This is a genomic window from Natronococcus sp. JC468, from assembly GCF_012163165.1.
GTDB classification, from domain to species: Archaea; Halobacteriota; Halobacteria; order Halobacteriales; family Natrialbaceae; genus Natronococcus; species Natronococcus jeotgali.
The window spans coordinates 174900-192682 of record NZ_JAAVUO010000003.1; the positions used below are offsets into that span (position 1 = coordinate 174900).

21 protein-coding genes are annotated in these 17783 nt (G+C 68.7%); 7 read left to right on the forward strand and 14 right to left on the reverse strand.

Annotated elements, in window-relative coordinates:
* From GWG54_RS03415 to GWG54_RS03425, 3 genes are all read right to left on the reverse strand, one after another.
* The gene (locus tag GWG54_RS03415; RefSeq protein ID WP_167936438.1) at positions 1–465 is read right to left on the reverse strand and encodes a universal stress protein; all 465 of its coding nucleotides are present in this window, start codon (positions 463–465) and stop codon (positions 1–3) included.
* 49 nt (positions 466–514) lie between these two features.
* The gene (locus tag GWG54_RS03420; RefSeq protein ID WP_167936439.1) at positions 515–1711 is read right to left on the reverse strand and encodes an MFS transporter; all 1197 of its coding nucleotides are present in this window, start codon (positions 1709–1711) and stop codon (positions 515–517) included.
* A gap of 93 nt (positions 1712–1804) precedes the next feature.
* Positions 1805–2191 carry a tautomerase gene (locus tag GWG54_RS03425; RefSeq protein ID WP_167936440.1) on the reverse strand — a complete coding sequence of 129 codons (387 nt, stop codon included), beginning with the start codon at positions 2189–2191 and terminating at the stop codon, positions 1805–1807.
* A 139-nt stretch (positions 2192–2330) separates the two neighbouring features.
* Here GWG54_RS03425 and GWG54_RS03430 point away from each other — a divergent pair, with 139 nt between their 5' ends.
* On the forward strand, positions 2331–4130 hold the full coding sequence (locus tag GWG54_RS03430) for a DASS family sodium-coupled anion symporter (RefSeq protein ID WP_167936441.1): 1800 nt from the start codon (positions 2331–2333) through the stop codon (positions 4128–4130).
* Positions 4131–4237: 107 nt separating this feature from the next.
* The gene (locus GWG54_RS03435; protein ID WP_167936442.1) at positions 4238–4468 is read left to right on the forward strand and encodes a winged helix-turn-helix transcriptional regulator; all 231 of its coding nucleotides are present in this window, start codon (positions 4238–4240) and stop codon (positions 4466–4468) included.
* Positions 4469–4553: 85 nt separating this feature from the next.
* Here the strand turns inward: GWG54_RS03435 and GWG54_RS03440 are convergent, their stop codons facing one another.
* The 3 genes from GWG54_RS03440 to GWG54_RS03450 all read right to left on the reverse strand — a co-directional run bounded on the left by GWG54_RS03440 (position 4554) and on the right by GWG54_RS03450 (position 7374).
* The gene (locus tag GWG54_RS03440; RefSeq protein ID WP_167936443.1) at positions 4554–5486 is read right to left on the reverse strand and encodes an SDR family oxidoreductase; all 933 of its coding nucleotides are present in this window, start codon (positions 5484–5486) and stop codon (positions 4554–4556) included.
* A 109-nt stretch (positions 5487–5595) separates the two neighbouring features.
* A complete protein-coding gene (locus GWG54_RS03445) occupies positions 5596–6387 on the reverse strand; it encodes an endonuclease V (RefSeq protein ID WP_167936444.1) in 792 nt (263 codons plus the stop codon).
* Positions 6388–6444: 57 nt separating this feature from the next.
* Positions 6445–7374, reverse strand: a complete 930-nt coding sequence (locus GWG54_RS03450) for a rhomboid family intramembrane serine protease (protein ID WP_167936445.1) — start codon at positions 7372–7374, stop codon at positions 6445–6447.
* Between the two features lie 214 nt (positions 7375–7588).
* Between GWG54_RS03450 and GWG54_RS03455 the strand changes: the two genes are divergently transcribed.
* The 4 genes from GWG54_RS03455 to GWG54_RS03470 all read left to right on the forward strand — a co-directional run bounded on the left by GWG54_RS03455 (position 7589) and on the right by GWG54_RS03470 (position 10480).
* Positions 7589–8029 (forward strand): DUF5788 family protein, encoded by a 441-nt coding sequence (locus GWG54_RS03455; protein WP_167936446.1) that lies wholly within the window; start codon positions 7589–7591, stop codon positions 8027–8029.
* Positions 8026–9777, forward strand: a complete 1752-nt coding sequence (gene polX, locus GWG54_RS03460; protein WP_167936447.1) for a DNA polymerase/3'-5' exonuclease PolX — start codon at positions 8026–8028, stop codon at positions 9775–9777. Before GWG54_RS03455 ends, polX begins: the two co-directional genes overlap by 4 nt.
* Positions 9778–10242 (forward strand): Mut7-C RNAse domain-containing protein, encoded by a 465-nt coding sequence (locus GWG54_RS03465; RefSeq protein ID WP_167936448.1) that lies wholly within the window; start codon positions 9778–9780, stop codon positions 10240–10242.
* Positions 10243–10318: 76 nt separating this feature from the next.
* Entirely contained in the window at positions 10319–10480 is a 162-nt protein-coding gene (locus GWG54_RS03470) for a hypothetical protein (RefSeq protein ID WP_167936449.1), read from the forward strand.
* On the opposite strand, the gene GWG54_RS03475 is transcribed toward GWG54_RS03470, so the two are convergent.
* The 3 genes from GWG54_RS03475 to GWG54_RS03485 all read right to left on the reverse strand — a co-directional run bounded on the left by GWG54_RS03475 (position 10474) and on the right by GWG54_RS03485 (position 12017).
* A complete protein-coding gene (locus GWG54_RS03475) occupies positions 10474–11238 on the reverse strand; it encodes a PHP domain-containing protein (protein WP_167936450.1) in 765 nt (254 codons plus the stop codon). The genes GWG54_RS03470 and GWG54_RS03475 overlap by 7 nt on opposite strands.
* Positions 11239–11394: 156 nt before the next feature.
* The gene (locus GWG54_RS03480) at positions 11395–11832 is read right to left on the reverse strand and encodes a transcription elongation factor Spt5 (RefSeq protein ID WP_008424301.1); all 438 of its coding nucleotides are present in this window, start codon (positions 11830–11832) and stop codon (positions 11395–11397) included.
* Positions 11832–12017: a protein translocase SEC61 complex subunit gamma gene (locus tag GWG54_RS03485; protein WP_167936451.1), complete on the reverse strand. Its 186-nt coding sequence runs from the start codon at positions 12015–12017 to the stop codon at positions 11832–11834. The genes GWG54_RS03480 and GWG54_RS03485 overlap by 1 nt, the downstream gene beginning before the upstream one ends.
* A 139-nt stretch (positions 12018–12156) precedes the next feature.
* Here GWG54_RS03485 and GWG54_RS03490 point away from each other — a divergent pair, with 139 nt between their 5' ends.
* On the forward strand, positions 12157–12363 hold the full coding sequence (locus GWG54_RS03490) for a hypothetical protein (RefSeq protein ID WP_167936474.1): 207 nt from the start codon (positions 12157–12159) through the stop codon (positions 12361–12363).
* Positions 12364–12384: 21 nt separating this feature from the next.
* Here the strand turns inward: GWG54_RS03490 and GWG54_RS03495 are convergent, their stop codons facing one another.
* The 5 genes from GWG54_RS03495 to GWG54_RS03515 all read right to left on the reverse strand — a co-directional run bounded on the left by GWG54_RS03495 (position 12385) and on the right by GWG54_RS03515 (position 17690).
* Positions 12385–13341, reverse strand: a complete 957-nt coding sequence (locus GWG54_RS03495) for a TIGR03557 family F420-dependent LLM class oxidoreductase (RefSeq protein ID WP_167936452.1) — start codon at positions 13339–13341, stop codon at positions 12385–12387.
* Positions 13342–13403: 62 nt separating this feature from the next.
* Entirely contained in the window at positions 13404–14441 is a 1038-nt protein-coding gene (locus GWG54_RS03500) for a S1C family serine protease (RefSeq protein WP_167936453.1), read from the reverse strand.
* Positions 14442–14507: 66 nt separating this feature from the next.
* Positions 14508–15008, reverse strand: coding sequence for an SHOCT domain-containing protein (locus tag GWG54_RS03505; RefSeq protein ID WP_167936454.1), 501 nt, complete (start codon positions 15006–15008; stop codon positions 14508–14510).
* 220 nt (positions 15009–15228) lie between these two features.
* The gene (locus GWG54_RS03510) at positions 15229–16467 is read right to left on the reverse strand and encodes a mandelate racemase/muconate lactonizing enzyme family protein (RefSeq protein ID WP_167936455.1); all 1239 of its coding nucleotides are present in this window, start codon (positions 16465–16467) and stop codon (positions 15229–15231) included.
* 152 nt (positions 16468–16619) lie between these two features.
* Positions 16620–17690 carry a glucose 1-dehydrogenase gene (locus GWG54_RS03515; RefSeq protein ID WP_008424312.1) on the reverse strand — a complete coding sequence of 357 codons (1071 nt, stop codon included), beginning with the start codon at positions 17688–17690 and terminating at the stop codon, positions 16620–16622.
* Positions 17691–17783: the final 93 nt, after the last annotated feature.

Genomic DNA, 17783 nt, shown 5'->3' on the forward strand with positions numbered 1-17783 from the left:
TCATTCCTCGGCCGCGGGAACCGTCGTCACCGGGCGATCGCTGTCGAGGATCACGCCCTGGGCGACGCTGCCGAACAGCACCTTCCCGACGGGCGAGCGCTTCTGGATCCCGATGACGATCGCGTCGCTGTCCCGCTCGCCCGCGGCCGCGAGGATCGTCTCGGCGGGCTCGCCGACCGACTCGTGGACCTCGTAGTCGACGCCACCCTCCTCGAGTAGCTCGGCCACCGTCTCGACGGCGCCGGGCAGGCTCGCCCGCTCGCGCAGGTTCTCGTCCATCTGTTCGGCGTACTCCTCGGAGAACCCGCCCGCGGCCCACTCGGCGTCGGGTCCCGACACCTCCTCGTGGACGTGGAGGACGTCGACCGTGATCTCGTCGCTAGCACGGGGTAACTCGAGGACGGCCTCGGCCTGGGCGCGAGCGCGGGCCTCGCTGTCGTCGATAGGGAGTAAAACGCGGTACATGAGCGGGGCTTCGTCCTCAGAGATCATAGTGGTTCGTCCTTCGGCTCGATCAGTCGGCCAGCGCGGGGTCGTCGATCGGCGGTTCGGTACGAACCGCGACGACGAGCAGGCCCGCTGCGAGGACGCAGCCGGCGCCGAGCAGCCACCACGAGGCGCGGTAGCCGACGGCGTCGGCGAGGTAGCCGAACGCGGGCGGGGCGACGATCGAGCCGGCGACCAGCGCGAGCTGTCCGCCCGCGGTCGCCCCACCCATCTCCTCGCTGCCGACCAGCGTCGACATACAGGAGTAGTAGACGCCCGTATTCCCGAGGGCGAAAAAGCCAAGCGCCGCGAACGCGACCGCGGCGCCGATCGGGCTCGAGGTCGCGGCGACGACTCCAAACAGGACGGCGCTGGCGAGCACCTGGACGATCAGGATCGCCCCGATCCGGCGCTGTGGATCGCCCGGGAGCGCGTCGCTCAGCCACCCCGTCGCGATCCGGCCGGCGCTGCCGAACAGCTGGACCGTCGCGAGGACGACCCCGCCGAAGGCGACCGAGGTGCCGACTTCTTCCTCGAGGAACAGGACGGTGTACCCCGTCGTCGTGAACAGCGCCGCGCCGAGGAAAAACCCCGCCGCGACCAGCCAGCGGTACGGGCGGTTCCGCGACAGCGCCCGGAAGTCGGGATAGTCGGCGGCCCCGCCGCCGTCGGAGCCGTCGTACAGCGCCGCGAAGACGAGAGCGACGACGAACCCGACGCCGGCGGCGACGAGAAAGCCCGCCTGCCAGAAGAACAGGCCGGCGAGTCCGGTCACGAGCAGGGCGCTGATCCCGCTGCCGGCGGTGACTCCGACCTGCTTGATCCCGACCGCGAGGTTCTGGCGACCCGCGGCGACGTTGTCGTAGACGGCCTTGTTCGTCCCCGGGATCGCGCTCGCGTACGCCGAGCCCAGGAAGAAGGCGGCGACGAGCAGCAGGGCGACCGACGGTGCGCCCGCGACCAGCGTCGCGCCCGCGGCGAGGCCGACGAGGCCGACCACGAGCGAGCGGTACTCGCCGAAGCGATCGATCAGCGCGCCCACCGGGAGCAGGAAGACCGCGTAGCCCAGCGTCAGGGCGGTGACGACGAACCCGACCTGGAACCGGGAGAGGCCGAACTCCGCGCGGAAGAACGGCGTCGCCGCGAAGACGGTGTAGTAACAGACGCTCGCGGCGACCTGCCAGAGCGCGATCAGCGAGACCGTCCGGTAGTCGGACCGATCCATCGACCGCGCCTTTCCGACGGGGCCGCTTTACCGTGACGGAACCGGTGGACCGCGCGGTGCTCTCGAGCCCCGGCGCGTCTCTGCCGTTCTCGCTCAACCGTCTCCGTCGTCCCCGCTCCACTCGCCCCCCACGCGGTCGACGCCCATCATCGCCTCGCCCTCGTGTTCGGTGAACACCACCTTCATGTTCGGATCGGGGATCTCGAGGGCGTCGCCAGCGTAGGCCATCGTCGCCAGCGCGAACGCCCGCTTGCGCTCGAACGGTCGTCCGCGCCGGATCTCGGCGTCGAGAAAGAGCAGCGGTCCCTCGACCTGGCGACCGAGGTGCATCGCCGAGGGCTCGCGCTCGCGGATCGTCACCGCGACGTGGCCCGTCGTCGTCTCCATCTCCTCGGCGTACAGCGCCGTCACCCGCTCTGCGAGCGCAGTCCGTTCCTCGGCCGACAGCGACCGGGTCGTGTCGAACTGTAGCAGTGGCACGACTCGAGTTCTCCCGGCGCCGATATGTGCGTTCCGGCGCTCCCCGCGAACCGCTCCCGCGGGAACGTCTAACGCCAGTGACATCCTCTCGCGAGCGAACCTCGGCATTTTTAATCCCGGGTTCGCAACGCTCGAGCAGATGGTATCGAACGCTCTCGACAGGTGTCAGCTCGCTATACAGCAGTTCTGGGGGTACCTGTGGTTTCTCAACGAACGGACGAAGGCCTACCTCACGCTCGACGGTCACGCGATCGCCGAGGATCTCGACGAACTCTCGGCGGCGGAGCGACGCGTCGCCCGGGAAGCGTTTACCGACGGCGGCAGCGACGCGCCCGCCGATCCCGAGCGCGGCGGCCTCGGCGGCGGGGACGACGGGGACGGCCCCGACGGCGACCGATCCCCGTTCGACGTCGGCGGCAGCTACGAATTGCGACAGAAGTTCGGATTCGTCCTCGGCCCCGTGCTGTTCGCGGCGATCTTCCTGTCGCCGACGCCCGAGGGGCTGACCCCTGAAGGGCAGGCCGTCGCCGCGGTCACCGCGTGGGTCGCCGTCTGGTGGATGTCCGAGGCGATCCCGATCCCGGCGACGTCGCTGCTGCCGATCGTCCTCTTCCCGCTGACGGGCGCGTTGCCGGTTGCGGACACGACGCCGTCCTACGCCAGCCCGCTGATCTTCCTGTTTATGGGCGGGTTCTTCCTCGCGATGGCGATGCAGCGCTGGGGGCTGCACCGGCGGATCGCGCTGCGGACGATCAAGGCCGTCGGCACCGAACCGTCGCGGCTCATCCTCGGGTTCATGCTCGCGACGGCGTTTCTCTCGATGTGGGTCTCCAACAGCGCGACCGTGATGATGATGGTTCCGATCGCGCTGGCGGTCATCTACCAGACTGCCGATCTGATCGACGAGACCGGCCTCGACATCGACACGGGCGAGGGCGAGTTCTCCTTCGGCGTCGCCCTGATGCTGTGTATCGCCTACGGCGCCTCGGTCGGCGGCGTCGCGACGCTGATCGGCACGCCGCCGAACATCCTCTTCGCCGGCCAGGCCGGCGAGCTGTTCGGAACGACGATCGGCTTCGCCGAGTGGATGCTCTACGGCGTCCCGATCTCGATCGTCGGGCTCGTTGCAGTCTACGTCTACGTCACCCGGGTCGCGATCTCGCCGCAGTTCGACGAGCTCCCGATCGGCGCCGACACGATCGATCGCGAACTCGAGCGACTCGGTCCGACGAGCACCCAGGAACGGATGGTTCTCGTCGTCTTCGTCGGAATGGCGCTGTCCTGGATCGGCGCCAGTCTGCTCGAGCCAGTCCTGGGGATCGTTCCGCCGGAGGACGCCGACACGATCGTCGCCATCGGCGGCGCGCTCGTCCTCTTTACCCTGCCGACGAAAACCGAAGACGGCGACCACACGTTCCTGCTGGACTGGACCAACGGCGTCGACATCCCCTGGGGCGTCATCCTCCTGTTCGGCGGCGGACTCGCCATCGCCTCGGGCTTCGGCGACACCGGGCTCGCCGCCTGGATCGGCGAACAGCTGGCCGCTCTCGAGGGCGTCTCGATGGTCCTCATCCTGCTGGCGGTCGTCACGATGACGATCTTCCTGACCGAAGTCACCTCGAACACGGCGACGACGGCGATGCTGATGCCGATCCTCGCCGGCGTCGCGGTCGGCATCGGCGTCCACCCCTACGGGCTGATGATCGCCGGCGCGACCGCCGCGTCGTTCGCGTTCATGCTCCCGGTCGCGACGCCCCCGAACGCGATCGTCTTCGGCAGCGGCTACATCTCCCTGCCCCAGATGGCCCGCGTCGGGATCGGGCTCAACGTCATCGGCATCGCGCTGATCACGATCGTCGCGCTGCTGTGGCTCCCGATGGCCTGGGGGATCGACATCGCGACGCTACCGACCGAGTTCGCCGAGGCGTTCAGCGGGTAGCCGGCGGTCGCTCGTATCCGGCTCGAGCGCTTCCCTCGGACCCGTTCTCACCGACTGGGAACCGGAGCGTCATTCATCCCTCGCTCGGACAATGTCGAGGTATACCGATGCCGACGGACGAACCGCCTTCCGGCCGGAGCGACCGCGAGATCCTCGAGACACTGACCGACGGCGGTCCGATGACGATCTCCCAGCTGGCCGATCGCCTCGCCACACACCCGGTAACGATCGAGCGTCGGTGTCGCGAGCTCCAGCGGGCCGGGCGCGTCCGTCGGTGTCCGGGCGGGACGTTCGCCGTCGACGACTCCGGGGGCGAGACTCGAGCGACCGGGGACTGACTATCGCCTCGCGCGCTCGAGGCGGCGCTATCGCTGTCTGCTCTCCTTTCGTCCCGGCGTCGAAGCTGTAACGACGGCCGCGAGATCAGACCAGCTTCCGGACGACGCCGTAGAGGGCGTCCTGAAGTCGGTCGGGGAGGAACCGCGCGTAGACGCCCAGCTGACCGATCGGGCCGACGGGGTAGCGGGCGGGGGGTTCCGAGCGGATCGCGGACTCGACGATCGCCGTCGCGACCTCCGCGGGCGTCGAGGCGAACGGGCCGCCCTGTCCGCCGCCGATCAGCTGGGCCTCGTCGTAGATCTCGTACAGCGACTCGTAGGCCGGCGTGCGCTCCGAGCCGGGCAGTTCCTCGTCGACCCGGTCGGAGAACTCGCTCTCGATCGGGCCGGGCTCGATCAACACGACCTCGATGCCGAACTCCTCGACCTCGCCCCGCAAGGAGTCAGTCATTGCCTCGAGGGCGTGTTTCGACCCCGAGTAGGCGCCGTAGCCGGGGAAGGACACTCGGCCCGCGACGCTCGAGACGTTGACGATCCGCCCCGCACCCTGGGCGCGCATGTGCGGCAGGGCGGCCCGCGCGAGGCGGTGGGGGCCGTAGACGTTGACGTCGAACTGACGGTGGAGGTCGACCGTCGAGACGTCCTCGATCGGCCCCATCTGGGCGTACCCCGCGTTGTTGACCAGACAGTCGATCGCGCCGCCGATCTCGACGGTGCGCTCGACGACGTCGGCGACCTGATCGGGGTCGGTGACGTCTAACTCGAGGGTCGTACAGCCCAGCTCCTCGAGGTCGGTGATATCGTCGACGTTCCGGGCCGTCGCGATCACCTGCCAGTCCCGCTCGAGGAACGCCCGCGCGGTCGCGTGGCCGACCCCCGACGAGCAGCCAGTGATCAGCACGCACTGCTTGCGCGTGTAACGGTCCTCGTTCGCGTCGGTCGTCGTTTCCCGTCCGGCGTCGTCCGCGGCGGTCGCGTCGTCGCCCGCCCGGTCGTCGGCTTCCTCAGCGATGGCCATGCGTGACCGTTTCGGGTGAGGGTGCCTAAGTATCGACGGTTTATCGTGCCGGTCGAAACGGCAGTCACCGCGAGCGACCGATCGGTCGTCAATTCCGGGCGCCCGTCCCTCACTCCTCGAGCCCGCGTTTCGCCTCGTCGGCGTAGCTGTCGGCCAGTCGAACGGGATCGGGGAGCTTGTACGACGACGACAGCGCGAGGGCGACGTCGGCCGCGGTCTCGGGGCCGACGCGGTGACCCGGACTGACGTACAGCGGGTTGATGTACCGGTCCGGCGAGTCGTACTGGCGGGTCTGGACGGCGTAGCCCAGCAGCGTGCCATTATCGGCGTCGACCCGCGAGTTCGCCTCGATCCCGATCCGCGTCCCCTCGGGCAGGTCCTCGAGGTCCCCGCGCGGGCTGCCACAGAGCAGGCTCTTGGCGATCCCGATACTGGGCGCGTCGAGGACGACTCCCATGTGGGTCGCGATCCCGGCCTGTCGGAAGTGGATGCGCCCGCTGCCGTCGAACAGCAGCAGGTCGGGGTCGACGGAGAGTTCCTCGAGCGCGTCGAGAATCGGCGCCCCCTCGCGAAAGGAGAGCAAACCGGGGATGTAGGGGATCGAAAGTGGCGTCACCGCGTGGACCCGTTCGATCACCTCGCCGCCCCGCACGGCGACGACGGCCGACAGCGCTCGGTCCTGGTCGCCCGCCTCGTTCGTGAGGAAGGCCTGGTCGACGCCCGCGACGATCGGGGGTTCGCCGGCGCTCGCCGACGCCGCCAGCGGGTCGCCGAGGACGGCGGGATCGAACTCGAGGTCGTCCTCGAAGACCGCGGCCTCGGCGATCTCTCGCTGGAGGGCTTCCATTTCCGAACGCTCGAGCGAGGCGTCGGGGACGAGGGTCGGGCGGGAGACGTGCATCGGTGGCTCGTGGTTGCGGCCGAGGGAAAATCAGTGCGTGGGCTTTCGGCTGCGCGCTCAGAAGCGGCGGCGACCGCCGGGGCCGCCGCCGGGACCGCCCGGACCCCCGGGGCCGCCTCCGCCGAGCTGGAACTGGTCGGGCGTCCGGACGTTCATGGTCCGTTTGATGTACTCGCCGTAGCCCAGTCCGATCAGGAGGCCAACCAGGTGGGCGCCGTGGGCGATCGGGCCGCCGCCGCCGGTCCCGATGTAGACGACGCTGATCAGCGCCGTCCCGATCGTGAGCACCCAGATCGGGACGGGGAGGATGAAGTAGAGGTAGACCTTGAGATTCGGGTTCAGGACCGTCAGCACGCCCATGATCGCGAGCGCGGCGCCGCTGGCGCCGAGCACGCTCGTGGGGACGCCCTGGGCGGCGGAGATGGCGACCTGTCCGAGCCCCGCGAGGGCGCCGCTGACGACGAAGAGGATCGCGAACTTCTTCGAGCCGACGTAGCGCTCGACGAGGGGTCCGAAGAAGAACACCACGATACTGTTGAACACGAGGTGCGTGATACCCCCGGGATCGTGCGCGAAGACGGAGGTGACCCACGTCCAGACGTACTCGGGGTTCGCCGTCGAGAGCGTAAACAGCGCGCCGTGTAGCGCCTGTCCGCCGACGAACAGCGCGATCCACTGACAGAGGAAGGTGATCCACATCAGCGCGAGGAACGTGTAGGTCGCGTTCCCGCGGAAGTACCCCAGCGGCCCGCCCGGACCGGTGTCGATCGGGAGCTTGTCCAGCAGGCTCGCGCTACCGGATCGGCCCCCGCTCTCGACGCCATCGTCGAACCCGCTGTCGAAGACCCCCTGGGGATCGTTCCAGTTGTTGAGACTCGTACAGTCGTGGTTCTCCGGCAGGCGGTGTTCGGAGCAGTAGGTGCCACCACAGTGCCGGCAGTTGTAGGGCATGCTCTCTTCTCTCCCACACACGTCGCACGTGGCCATTGCGCGAGGATAGGGGTGGCACTACCAAGGGACTTGGGGTTCAGCTCCGACGCTGGCGGGCAATTCTCGAGATCGGACCGAAGTTGCACTTGAGTCGCGGTCGAACTCGGCTCCCGACTCGCGGGAGAGCGCGCCCGCCTCGCGTGGGGACCTCGCCGAAGCGCCGACGGTGCCGGAACGTACATTTTTGCCGTTCAGCCCCCAACGGATGGGTGTGCAAGAGTACGAGCGCAAGCAGCTGCTCGAGCGCGTCGAGCGCGAAGGCGCCACCGTCGGCGCGGACATCCCGGAGACGATCACCGTCCAGGGCGAGGAGATCGACCTCCGAACCTTCGTCTTCGAGATCAAGCGCCGCGAGACGGTGCCCCCCGGCGAGCGCGACCGCGTCGAGCAGGCCAAACGGAACCTGCGCCGCGAACGCGTCGAGCGCCTCGAGGCGATCGAAGAGGGCAACATCAGCCGCGAGGAGGGCGAGGAGCTCGCCCAGGGGATTATCGGCATCGATCGCGCGCTGAACGCCCTCGAGAACCTCGGTCCGACCGACCTCGAGCGCGAGCAGCAGGCGAAACGGGCAGCCGACACGAAGCGCTGGATGTCGTTCCTGAAGCAGGCGCTGGGCCAGGAAGAGGGCGGGAGCGCCCGGAGGGGGCGATGACGACCAACGCCGAACTCGCGGGGCGGCTCGAGGAGTTCGCCGACCTGCTCGAGGCCGACGACGTCGAGTACAAACCCCGCGCCTACCGGCGGGCGGCCGAGAGCGTTCGCGCCCACCCGACGCCGATCGCCGACTACGTCGCCGCGGACGACCGCGAGTCGATCGAGACGATCGACCACGTCGGCGACGCCATCGCCTCGAAGATCGTCGAGTACGTCGAAACGGGCGAGATCGAGGAACTCGAGGAGCTGCGCGCCGAGTTGCCGATCGACATTGCCGACCTCACCCGGATCGAGGGCGTCGGCCCGAAGACGGCGGGCAAGCTCTACCGCGAGCTGGGGATCCAGAGCCTCGACGACCTCGAGGCCGCCGCCGAGGCCGGCGAGATCCAGGCGGTCAAGGGCTTCGGCCCGAAAACCGAGGAGAACATCAAGGAAAACCTCGAGTTCGCCCGCACGATCGGTCAGCGCCAGCTGCTCGGTGAGGCCCGACCGCTGGCCGACGACGTGCTGGCCTTCCTCGAGTCCGTCGGGACGGTCGAGCGCTGCGAGGTCGCCGGCTCCATCCGGCGCTGGCGCGAGACCATCGGGGACGTCGACGTGCTCGTGGCGACCGAGGACGCCGAGGACGTGATCGACGAGTTCGTCGGCTGGGACTCCGTCGACGACGAGATCGAGTCCGGGCCCGCGAAGGCCAGCGTCCGCGTCGGCGAGATCCGCGTCGACCTCCGGACCGTGGTCCCCGAGGAGTTCGGCTCCGCCCTGCAGTACTTCACGGGGAGCAAGGACCACAACATCACGCTGCGCAACTACGCCATCGATCGCGACGTCAAACTGAACGAGTACGGCGCCTTCGACGTCTCCGGTATCGACGACCCCGATTCAGGACAGCGCGTCGGCGAGCGCGTCGCCGGCGAGGACGAGGCGGGGATGTACGAGGCGCTCGGCCTCGAGTGGATCCCGCCCGAGCTGCGCGAGGACCGCGGCGAGATCGACGCCGCGGCCGACGGCGCCCTCCCCGACCTGCTCACCCGCGACGATATCCGGGGCGACCTCCACACCCACACCGAGTGGTCAGACGGCAACACCTCGATCGACGCGATGGTCGAGGCGGCCGCGGAGATGGGCTACGACTACTACGGCGTCGCCGACCACGCCGAGGGGCCCGGCGTCGTCGCCGACATGGGTCTGACCGATACGGAAATTCTCGAGCAGGTCGAGGCGATCCGCGAGGTCGCCGCCGCGGCCGACGTCGAGGTGCTCGCCGGAATCGAAGCCAACGTCGACGCCGACGGCGGGATCGGCCTCGGCGAGGAGGTCGTCGACGCCCTCGACGTGATCGTCGCCTCGCCCCACAGCGCGCTCGGCCAGGACGCCGAGACGGCGACCGACCGACTCGTCACGGCGATCGAGAACCCCGCCGTCAACGTGCTCGGTCACCCGAGCGGACGCCTGCTCAACGAGCGCTCCGGGCTCGAGTTCGACGCGACTGCGCTGGGCGAAGCCGCGGCCGACCACGGAACGGCACTCGAGGTCAACGCCAACCCGAAGCGGCTCGATCTCTGGGGCAGCGCCGTCCAGGCTGCGATCGATGCGGGCGCGCCGATCGCGGTCGACACCGACGCCCACCAGCCCGCGACCCTCGAGTACATGCGCTGGGGCGTCCACACCGCCCGTCGGGGCTGGGCCGAACCCGCGGACGTGATCAACACCTGGGAACTCGAGGAGCTGCGGGCGTTCCTGCACTGAATGGAGATCCTCCTCGACGTCATGTGCGGCGGGCTCGTCGCCTACCTGCGGATGTGCGGCCACGATACCGCCTACGCCGGGGACCGCGACCTCGAGGCCGACGACGCCCTGCTCGTGGCCGCGAAGGCCGAGGACCGCACCCTCGTCACGAGAGACGTTCAGCTCGCGACCCGCGCCGACGCCTCGATCCTGCTCGAGTCCCGCGAGGTCGAGGCCCAGCTCGCCGAACTCGCGTCCGCGGGGGTCGACCTCTCCCTCGAGGGCGATCCCTCCCGCTGCGGGCGCTGTAACGGCCCGCTCGAGGCGGTCGACCCCGCGGCGTCGACGCCCGAGTACGCGCCCGATCCCGGCGAGTTCGCGGTGTGGCGCTGTCGGGACTGCGGCCAGCACTTCTGGCGCGGGAGCCACTGGGCGCGGGTCGAACGCACCCTCGAGGCGGTCCGGGACGCCTCGCGCCGGGAGTGATCGACCGCCCGTCGGCGGCGTCTCGAGGGCCCCGTCGGCCAAACGGTTTCGGGGATCGACGTCGAACCCGACACCGATGGCAAACGATACCACAGAACTCGACCGTGCAGGCAAGCAGGCGGCCTACATCACCGACGAGTGGACGACCGATCCGGCGATTATGCAGACGCAGGCGCTGTGTTACGTCGGACTGCAACTCGAGCGTATCGCGGACGCACTCGAGGAAGACGATCAGTAGACCGCGACGTCGTCGAATCGACCGTCGTAGGCGATGTGGTCGGGATGGGTCGGTTCGATACCCGAGAGGAAACAGCGGTCGACCTTCTTCCAGGTGTTCTCGTAGCCGAGGTGGGCGAGCTCCTGAGCCGACGTCCGCAGCTGTCGCGGTCCGTTGTCGTGAACGGCTCGCCGGGCGACGCGGTTCTCGAGGGCGTCGACCAGATCGGCCTCGGACTCGATCGCCGCGTCGAAGGCGGTGTAGGCGACGCCGATCGAGCTCGGCAGGTGAGCGTACGAGGACGCAAACGGCGGGTAGGAGAGCATGTCGGCCAGCTCGCGGGCGCGGCGGTTGTGCGACGGGAGGTGTTTCGGGTTGTAGATCTCGATCGCGTCGATCGTCCGCGCGTACGTGCGCAGCTCGGGCTCGCCGAGACTGACCGTCGCGAACTCGGGGTGGGGGACGAGCACCGCGGCCCCCTGGCGGTCGAACTCGGCCATCGCCACCTCGAGGGGAATGAAGTCCGGGACGGGCTCGGAGAGCCCGATCGCGAGGACGTGTTTGCGGTCCCGCCAGCTGCCCGTGAAGACCTCCCTGGCGGGAACGACGAGCAGGTCGTCGCTCGAGTAGGCCGCGGCGCGCTCGCGGATCTCCGGCAGACGGGTGAAATGCGGTGCGTAGACGATTGCGTCGAGGCCGGCACGTATCGCGCGCTCGACGACGGCGTCGTTGAGCACTTTCACGTGACAGTCGACCCGAACTTCCTCTCCGTCGCTCACGAGTACGTAGCCCCTTTCGCGAGCGTCGGGTTATGCATTCTGATTCCGATACCGTCTGACGGCGCGGTGACGAGTTTGCGGCGACCGCTGTGTCCTCGTGGCCGTTTCACCCGGACGTGGGACCGTCTACAAAGGAGCGCCGAGCGAACCGACTCGCTACCGCTCGTCGGAATCGAGCACGCGAATCTGGTCGCCTCGCACCGTCACCGGGATCGGAACCGTCGCCTCGTACAGTTCGACCGTCACCTGATCCTTCCCCTCGTCGATGCGCTGGACCTGGGCCTTCTCGCCTTTGAACGGGCCGGCGATGAGCTCGACGATGTCCCCTTCGGCGATCCCCTCGACGTCCGGCTTCGGCGAGAGGAAGTGCTCGACCTCCGAGATGTCCGACTTCCCGGGGACCATGCTGCGCGCGTGGGGGATGTCCTCGAGCACGCGGGTGATCACGGAGTCGTCGTCGGCCTCGACCATCACGTAGGAGGTCAGCGAGTCCGGCGCGAGCGCGGCGTGGATCTCGGGCTCCTCGCGGTTGATGATCATGTCGGCGACGGTGCGCTCCTGGCTGGCCGTCGTCTTGACTGCGTAGATGCCCATTAGAAGGCACCACCGGCGTCGCCGGTCAGCAGTACCATAATTGCGCCGATGACGAACCCGAGGAACCCGACGAGCAGGATTCCCGCACCGGCGATCTTCGATACCTGGAGGAACTCCTCGCTCGTGGGCGTCGTCGCCATCTTCAACACCCGAATGTACGAGGTGAGGTCGTACGGAACGTCCATATCTATCCGTTCACAGTGCGGGCTCTTTTATCTGTCTTTCGTGTCAGCTACCCTTTCCTTGAAACGAAACGTCCTCGCGGTCGACGTTGCAGTCGACGGCCCGAGGACCAAACCGCTCGGCCCCGAAGCCGAAGCCGGTATGGCCGAAGACGACACCGACCGCGCCGACGAGTACGAGGCCGAACGGGAAGCCGAGGTCGAGGAGGAACTCGAGCGCGTCGACCGCGAGGACGACGCGACCGACGACGGCGACGACGACCTGGGAACCCAGAACGCGCCGCGCTCGGACGGAGAACAGCCCGACGACCTCGAGGAGGCCGAAGGCGAGACCGAGGAGTCATCGTAACGCTTCCTCGCGACCGGCCGACTACTGCACCGCCGGCAGCACCTCCTCCTCGTAGAACTCGACGAACTCGGCCTGGTTCGAGCCGACGTTGTGGACCGCGACGTGATCGTAGCCGGCGTCGACGTACTCCCTGATCCCCTCGATGTGTTCCTCGGGGTCGGAGCCACAGACTACGACCTCCGCGACGTCCGCTTCCGAGACCGCCTCGGTTGCCTGCTCGAAGTGGGCGGGCGTTCGCAGCTCCCAGAGCAGTTCGCCGGGCAGCGCCGCCTGGGGCCAGATCTCGTGGGCGGTCTCGATCGCCTCCTGCTCGTCCTCGGCGTAACAGACGTCGATCTCGGCGTACCGGGGTTTGTCCTCGCCGCCGCCGTCCTCGAAGGCCTCGATCAGGTTCGGGTCGGGCGCGACCCCGACGAGACCGTCGCCGATCTCCCCCGCTTTGCGCGCCGTCTTCGGGCCGTCCGCGGCGATCGGGATCGGCGGCAGCTCCTCGGGCAGCGTGTATATCTTGGCGTTTTCGACGGTGTAGTACTCCCCGCGGTAGCTCGTCGTCTCGCCCTCCCACAGGGTGCGGATGAGGTCGACGGCCTCCGCTAACATCTCGAGGCGAACCCGGTGTTCGGGCCAGCGATCGCCAAGTACGTGCTCGCTCAGGTTCTCGCCGGTGCCGACCCCGAGGAAGAACCGACCGGGGAGCTGGACCCCTGCGGTCGCGGCCGCCTGCGCGATGATCGCGGGGTGGTACCGCATGATCGGGCAGGTGATGCTGGTCCCCAGGGTGAGGTCGTCGGTCGCCTGCGAGATCGCGCCGATCACGTTCCAGACCAGCGGGCTCTCCCCCTGGCTCGAGGTCCAGGGGTGGAAGTGATCGGAGATCATCGCGAAGTCGAACGCGGACTCGTCGGCGAGTCGCGCGTACTCGGCGAGATCGTTCGGGCCGTGCTCTTCGCAGATGAGTTTGTGACCGATTTCGGTCATACTTCGCTCCAGCACGCTCTCGTCCCTAATCGCTGGACCTGCGTTCGCCTGCGGAGCGGGCATCAGGGAACGTCCACGTCGGGTCGGGACTCGAGCGCGAGGTCGACGGTCTCGCGCTCGCCGCCGCGGACCAGCTCGATCCCGACGACGTCGCCCGGCGAGGTCTCGAGCGCGATCATCGAGGCCAGTCGCTCCTGGTTGGGGATCTCCGCGCCGTCGACCGCGACGATCACGTCGCCGCCGGCCGGAACCGACTCGCCGTCGACGGTCGCGACGCCGTCGGCCGGCTCGAGGACCCCGTCGGCCGGCGAGCCCGGGACGACCTCGGCGACCAGCACGCCCCGGGGCTCCTCGAGGTCGTTGGCTTCGGCCAGCGCCGGGCGAACGGGGACGACGCTGACGCCCAGGTACGGGTGTTCGTACGAACCGTCCGCGGCGAGTGAGGGGACCACCCGCCGGGCGAGCGCCGCCGAGATCGCGAACCCGATCGTCTGGCCCGCGCCGGCGAAGACGACGCCGACGACGTCGCCCTCGAGATCGACCAGCGGGCCGCCGCTGTTGCCGGGGTTGACGGGCGCGTCGGTCTGGATCGCGGCGGGAATCGAGAACCCGCTCGGACTCGGCAGCGAGCGCTCGACCCCGCTGATCAGCCCCTGCGAGATCGAGGCGCCGAGCCCCAGCGGATTGCCGAGCGCGAGCACCTCCTGGCCGACGGTCGGCTCCGCGTCCGCGAACGACAGCGCTCCGGCAGCCTCGGGGGCGTCGTCGACCTCGAGGACCGCCAGATCGCCGTGGGCGTCCGAGCCGACGACCGCCGCGGTCCGCCACCGTTCGTCGCGAAACTGGAGTTCGACCTCGTCGGCCCCGCCGACGACGTGGTGGTTCGTGACGACGCGGTCGTCGTCGACGAGAAACCCCGATCCCAGCCCCTCGGCCCCCCCATCCCCCGCGACGCTGACGAGGACGACGCTGTCGATCGACTCGGCGTAGATCTCGGCGTAGCGATCCTCCTGCGCGCTCGCGACGCCGCCGGCGCCCGCGGCGCCGACGGAGCCGACGGCGACGCCGAGCAGCCGTCTGCGGGTGATGTCTGGACTCACGCCCCTCCCCACCTCGAGCAGGCGGATAAAACGCTCACCCGCAGCTTCGCGGTCGGCCGGGGTGTCCTAGAGCTCGTCCTCCCGCTCGAGGGCGGTTCCGGACCGCCGTCGACTCGAGGCATCGCCGTCGGCCAGTCGCTCCAGCTCGCGTTCGAACTCGTCGTCGCTCAGTTCGCCGGCGACGTACCGCTCCTTGAGCTCCCGCCGTCGGTCCTCGGCCGTCGGCTCGACCCGATTCGAGGCGTCGAACCGGGCCAACAGCGGGTACCGTCGCTCGAGTCGTTCGACGACGGCAGCGAGCCGATCGTCGCGCGGAACCGACGCGCTCCGGAGGATCGAGACGACGGTTGCAGCGAAAAACCCGACGGCCACCAGCCCGAGGACGAGCCCGAGCAACACCCACTCGACGGCCTCGCCGAGCATCGCCAGCACGACGAACTCCTCGCCGTAGTACGTGCCGTCGGACAGCACCGACATCGCGTCCGCCAGTCCCAGTAACGCGGTTCCGACCAAAAGCAGCCCCGTGATCAGAAATCCGCCGAAGTACAGCCAGCGGCGTGAGACCATATCTCGTCGTCGGGGTCTCGAACTGATTAACGCTTCGAGGCGCCCTCGCCGCCCAGAGTTCGACCTCGCTCGAGATAGCAGTCGGCTTAGAACGGTACCGAGCAGCGTTCGGCGGGCGTGACTTCGCTCGGTCGAACGCCGAGAATCGGAGATTCTCGAGCTTGATGAAGCTCACGCTTCATCAAACACTGCCGAGCAGAGCTCGGCAAGCCCGACGAAGCTACGCTTCGTCAAACAACTCCTCGCCCTCGACCATGTGCTCCTCGACGGCGTCCATGTCGAGGGTCACGCCGAGGCCGGGCTCCTCGGGAATCTCGATGTAGCCGTCCTCGATGACGTCCTCTTCGACGAGGTCCTCCCACCAGTCGAGCTCGTAGGAGTGGTACTCCACCGCAAGGGAGTTCGAGATGGCGGCGCCGACGTGAGCGCTGCCCATCGTCGCGACCGGCGAGGCGACGTTGTGCATCGCGACGGGCACGTAGTACATGTCCGCGAGGTCGGCGATCTTCCGGGTCTCGCGCATGCCGCCGACCTTGGGCATGTCGGGCGCGATGATATCGACGGCCTGGTTCTCGATGAGACTACGCTGGCCGTGCTTGCGGTAGACGTTCTCGCCGACGGTGATCGGAGTCGACGTCGACTGGGTGACCTCCCGCTGGACGTCGTGGTTCTCCGGCGGGACAGGGTCCTCGAGCCACCAGACGTCGTAGTCCTCGAGGCGCTCGGCCAGCCGCTTGGCGCTGCCGCCCGAGAACGTCCAGTGGCAGTCGAAGGCGACGTCGGCCCGGGAGCCGACGCGCTCGGTGACGGCCTCGACGATGCTGGCCTTGTGTTCGATCTCCGGCGCCCGCAGGTGGCGGTTGGCCCGATCCTTCTCGTGGCCCGAGGGGACGTCGAGGTCGAACTTCAGGGCGTCGTAGCCCAGCTCCTCGACGACGCGCTCGGCCTCGTCGGCGCAGGCGACGGGATCGGCCTCCTCCTCGGTGTGGCAGTCGCAGTAGACCCGCACCTCGTCGCGGTACTTGCCGCCGAGCAGCTGGTAGGCCGGAACGTCGAGGATCTTGCCCGCCAGGTCGTGCAGGGCGACCTCGATGCCCGAAATGGCGGTGACGGTGACGCCGCCAAGGGAGCCCTCGCCGGACATCTTCTGGACGAGGTGCTCGGTGAGTCGGTCGATGTCCAGCGGGTTCTCCCCGCGCAGGAACGGCGTCATCCGCTCGATGAGTTCGGGCGCGCCGGCGCCCCAGTAGGCCTCGCCGGTGCCGACGATGCCAGCGTCCGTGTAGACGCGAACGAGTGTCCACGGAAAGTTGCCGTCGACCATCGTCGTCTGGACGTCCGTGATCTCGACGTCGCGGCCGTCGCCGCGCTCGCCGACGACGCCCATCGTCTCTCCGGAGAGTTCCCGCATCGTGTACTCCGCGTTCGGGTCGTGGAGCTTCGAGTAATCGACTCCCATGGAGGGGAGTACTCACTCGTGATCGGGTAATAGTTTCTATTCTGGGATACAGTATCTGTCACGCCGATACGAGCGTCGCCACTGGCCGGGGTCGGTTCCGACCATCACACCGCCGTCCGCGATCGCCGCTACTGGCCCGCGACCGCGACCTCTCACCGAACGGGTGCGAACTCGACGGCCGTTTTGACGATCTCGTCGCCCGTTTCGAACGCTCGCTCGTACTCGGAGAGATCGTAGACGCCGGTGACGAGGTCGTCGAACAGCCACTCGGGCAGCCCCTCGAGCGTGTCCGTCGCCGCCTCGAAGTGGCCCCGGTGGGAGTTGACCGAGCCCACGAGCGCCTTGTTGTGCAGGACGAACTCCCGGTGGAGCCGTCCGCCGTCGATCTCGAACGACCAGGGTTCGGGCACGCCGACGAGGGCGGCGACGCCGTTGGGAGCGAGCGCCTCGATCGGCTCGAAGGCGTGTTTCGCGTACCCCGTCGCCTCGTAGACGAAGTCGACCGACTCGTGCTCGTCGGGGATCTCGGGTACGGGCGTCTCCCGCGAGTCGACGTAGGTCGCGCCGAGCTCGTCGATGATGTCGATCGTCGGATCGGGGCGATCCCGCCGCCCGAGGCAGTAGGTGCGGTCGAACCCGAGGACCTCCTCGAGCATCGCGAGCGTCAGCAAGCCGAGCGAACCGTTACCCAGGACGAGCGCGGACTCGGGCTCCCACTCGAACGCCGAGCGGGCGGCGACGGCGTGTTCGATCGCCTTCTCGGAGACGCTGATCGGCTCGACCAGAAAGCCCAGGTGGGCGAGTCGCTCCGGGATCGGAACGAGCGTCTCGGCGGGACTCGTGAAGTACTCCGCCATGAACCCGTGGGCGCCGACGATCCCGCGCTCGAGGTACTCGCCCTCCGGCGCCATGTCGGGTTCGCCGCGCTCGAAGTACTCGTTGGTGCCGTCGGGCGGTCGCCGCACCGTCGGGACGACGTACTCCCCCTCCTCGAGGTCGGTGCCGTTCGGGTCCGCGACGACGCCGACGGCCTCGTGGCCCAGCACGAGGCGGTCCTCGCCGGGGGGCACCTCGCCGTGGTGGCCCGCGATGACCTCGTGGTCGGTGCCGTCGACGCCGACGCGGAGCGTCCGCACGAGCGCCTCTCCCGCTTCCGGTTCCGGCCGGGGTCGCTCGACGAGGGTCGGCTCACCGGCGCCCGGTTCGACTGCGATCGCCTTCATGGCTCGAGAAACGGGCTCGGGGGATAAAAGATTACGCTATCTGTAGTAAATATTTGAACAGTGGTCCGGCAGCGGCGGTATCGACTCGGCGGT

Coding starts and splice junctions, on each gene's coding strand:
- GWG54_RS03415 (WP_167936438.1), bottom strand. CDS start 465: ATGTACCGCGTTTTACTCCCTATCGACGACAGCGAGGCCCGCGCTCGC.
- GWG54_RS03420 (WP_167936439.1), bottom strand. CDS start 1,711: ATGGATCGGTCCGACTACCGGACGGTCTCGCTGATCGCGCTCTGGCAG.
- GWG54_RS03430 (WP_167936441.1), top strand. CDS start 2,331: ATGGTATCGAACGCTCTCGACAGGTGTCAGCTCGCTATACAGCAGTTC.
- GWG54_RS03435 (WP_167936442.1), top strand. CDS start 4,238: ATGCCGACGGACGAACCGCCTTCCGGCCGGAGCGACCGCGAGATCCTC.
- GWG54_RS03440 (WP_167936443.1), bottom strand. CDS start 5,486: ATGGCCATCGCTGAGGAAGCCGACGACCGGGCGGGCGACGACGCGACC.
- GWG54_RS03445 (WP_167936444.1), bottom strand. CDS start 6,387: ATGCACGTCTCCCGCCCGACCCTCGTCCCCGACGCCTCGCTCGAGCGT.
- GWG54_RS03450 (WP_167936445.1), bottom strand. CDS start 7,374: ATGGCCACGTGCGACGTGTGTGGGAGAGAAGAGAGCATGCCCTACAAC.
- polX (WP_167936447.1), top strand. CDS start 8,026: ATGACGACCAACGCCGAACTCGCGGGGCGGCTCGAGGAGTTCGCCGAC.
- GWG54_RS03465 (WP_167936448.1), top strand. CDS start 9,778: ATGGAGATCCTCCTCGACGTCATGTGCGGCGGGCTCGTCGCCTACCTG.
- GWG54_RS03470 (WP_167936449.1), top strand. CDS start 10,319: ATGGCAAACGATACCACAGAACTCGACCGTGCAGGCAAGCAGGCGGCC.
- GWG54_RS03480 (WP_008424301.1), bottom strand. CDS start 11,832: ATGGGCATCTACGCAGTCAAGACGACGGCCAGCCAGGAGCGCACCGTC.
- GWG54_RS03485 (WP_167936451.1), bottom strand. CDS start 12,017: ATGGACGTTCCGTACGACCTCACCTCGTACATTCGGGTGTTGAAGATG.
- GWG54_RS03490 (WP_167936474.1), top strand. CDS start 12,157: ATGGCCGAAGACGACACCGACCGCGCCGACGAGTACGAGGCCGAACGG.
- GWG54_RS03495 (WP_167936452.1), bottom strand. CDS start 13,341: ATGACCGAAATCGGTCACAAACTCATCTGCGAAGAGCACGGCCCGAAC.
- GWG54_RS03505 (WP_167936454.1), bottom strand. CDS start 15,008: ATGGTCTCACGCCGCTGGCTGTACTTCGGCGGATTTCTGATCACGGGG.
- GWG54_RS03510 (WP_167936455.1), bottom strand. CDS start 16,467: ATGGGAGTCGATTACTCGAAGCTCCACGACCCGAACGCGGAGTACACG.
- GWG54_RS03515 (WP_008424312.1), bottom strand. CDS start 17,690: ATGAAGGCGATCGCAGTCGAACCGGGCGCCGGTGAGCCGACCCTCGTC.